This window comes from Streptomyces sp. NPDC058221 (genome assembly GCF_042882365.1).
GTDB lineage: Bacteria > Actinomycetota > Actinomycetes > Streptomycetales > Streptomycetaceae > Streptomyces.
Genome location: NZ_JBHVWF010000302.1, coordinates 1 through 2,094 on the forward strand (window position 1 = coordinate 1; position 2,094 = coordinate 2,094).

A 2,094-nucleotide genomic window follows, 5' to 3' on the forward strand; every position below is an offset into this window, starting at 1 on the left:
GATATGAGAAGGCAGACCCAGGGAACTGAAACATCTAAGTACCTGGAGGAAGAGAAAGCAAATGCGATTCCCTGAGTAGCGGCGAGCGAAACGGGACCAGCCCAAACCAAGAGGCTTGCCGCTTGGGGTTGTAGGACACTCTGTACGGAGTTACAAAGGAACGAGGTAGATGAAGAGGTCTGGAAAGGCCCGCCATAGGAGGTAACAGCCCTGTAGTCAAAACTTCGTTCTCTCCTGAGTGGATCCTGAGTACGGCGGAACACGTGAAATTCCGTCGGAATCCGGGAGGACCATCTCCCAAGGCTAAATACTCCCTAGTGACCGATAGTGAACCAGTACCGTGAGGGAAAGGTGAAAAGCACCCCGGAAGGGGAGTGAAAGAGATCCTGAAACCGTGTGCCTACAAGTAGTCAGAGCCCGTTAACGGGTGATGGCGTGCCTTTTGTAGAATGAACCGGCGAGTTACGATCCCGTGCAAGGTTAAGCAGAAGATGCGGAGCCGCAGCGAAAGCGAGTCTGAATAGGGCGAATTGAGTACGTGGTCGTAGACCCGAAACCAGGTGATCTACCCATGTCCAGGGTGAAGTTCAGGTAACACTGAATGGAGGCCCGAACCCACGCACGTTGAAAAGTGCGGGGATGAGGTGTGGGTAGGGGTGAAATGCCAATCGAACCTGGAGATAGCTGGTTCTCTCCGAAATAGCTTTAGGGCTAGCCTCAAGGTAAGAGTCTCGGAGGTAGAGCACTGATTGAACTAGGGGTCCTCATCGGATTACCGAATTCAGTCAAACTCCGAATGCCAATGACTTATCCTTGGGAGTCAGACTGCGAGTGATAAGATCCGTAGTCGAAAGGGAAACAGCCCAGACCGCCAGCTAAGGTCCCAAAGTATACGTTAAGTGGAAAAGGATGTGGAGTTGCTTAGACAACCAGGATGTTGGCTTAGAAGCAGCCACCATTTAAAGAGTGCGTAATAGCTCACTAGTCGAGTGACTCTGCGCCGAAAATGTACCGGGGCTAAATACACCACCGAAGCTGCGAATTGATACCAATGGTATCAGTGGTAGGGGAGCGTTCTAAGGGCAGTGAAGTCAGACCGGAAGGACTGGTGGAGCGCTTAGAAGTGAGAATGCCGGTATGAGTAGCGAAAGAGGGGTGAGAATCCCCTCCACCGAATGCCTAAGGTTTCCTGAGGAAGGCTCGTCCGCTCAGGGTTAGTCGGGACCTAAGCCGAGGCCGAAAGGCGTAGGCGATGGACAACAGGTTGATATTCCTGTACCACCTATACATCGTTTGAACGATGGGGGGACGCAGAAGGATAGGGTAAGCGCGCTGTTGGATATGCGCGTCCAAGCAGTTAGGCCGGAAACGAGGCAAATCCCGTTTCCATTAAGGCGGAGCTGTGATGGCGAGCGAAATATAGTAGCGAAGTTCCTGATTCCACGCTGCCAAGAAAAGCCTCTAGCGAGATGAAAGGTGCCCGTACCGCAAACCGACACAGGTAGGCGAGGAGAGAATCCTAAGGTGATCGAGAGAACTCTCGTTAAGGAACTCGGCAAAATGACCCCGTAACTTCGGGAGAAGGGGTGCTCTCTTAGGGTGCAAGCCCGAGAGAGCCGCAGTGAATAGGCCCAAGCGACTGTTTAGCAAAAACACAGGTCTCTGCGAAGCCGTAAGGCGAAGTATAGGGGCTGACGCCTGCCCGGTGCTGGAAGGTTAAGAGGAGCGCTTAGCGTAAGCGAAGGTGCGAATTGAAGCCCCAGTAAACGGCGGCCGTAACTATAACGGTCCTAAGGTAGCGAAATTCCTTGTCGGGTAAGTTCCGACCCGCACGAAAGGCGCAACGATCTGGGCACTGTCTCAACGAGAGACTCGGTGAAATTATAGTACCTGTGAAGATGCAGGTTACCCGCGACAGGACGGAAAGACCCCGTGGAGCTTTACTGTAGCCTGATATTGAATTTTGGTACAGTTTGTACAGGATAGGCGGGAGCCATTGAAACCGGAGCGCTAGCTTCGGTGGAGGCGCTGGTGGGATACCGCCCTGACTGTATTGAAATTCTAACCTACGGGTCTTATCCACCCGGGAGTCAG

At 52.9% G+C, this 2,094-nt stretch carries 1 rRNA gene; it reads left to right on the top strand.

The features are described 5' to 3' along the window. Positions 1-2,094: ribosomal RNA gene (locus tag ACFVW8_RS39005) — 23S ribosomal RNA — on the top strand; the annotation flags it as partial.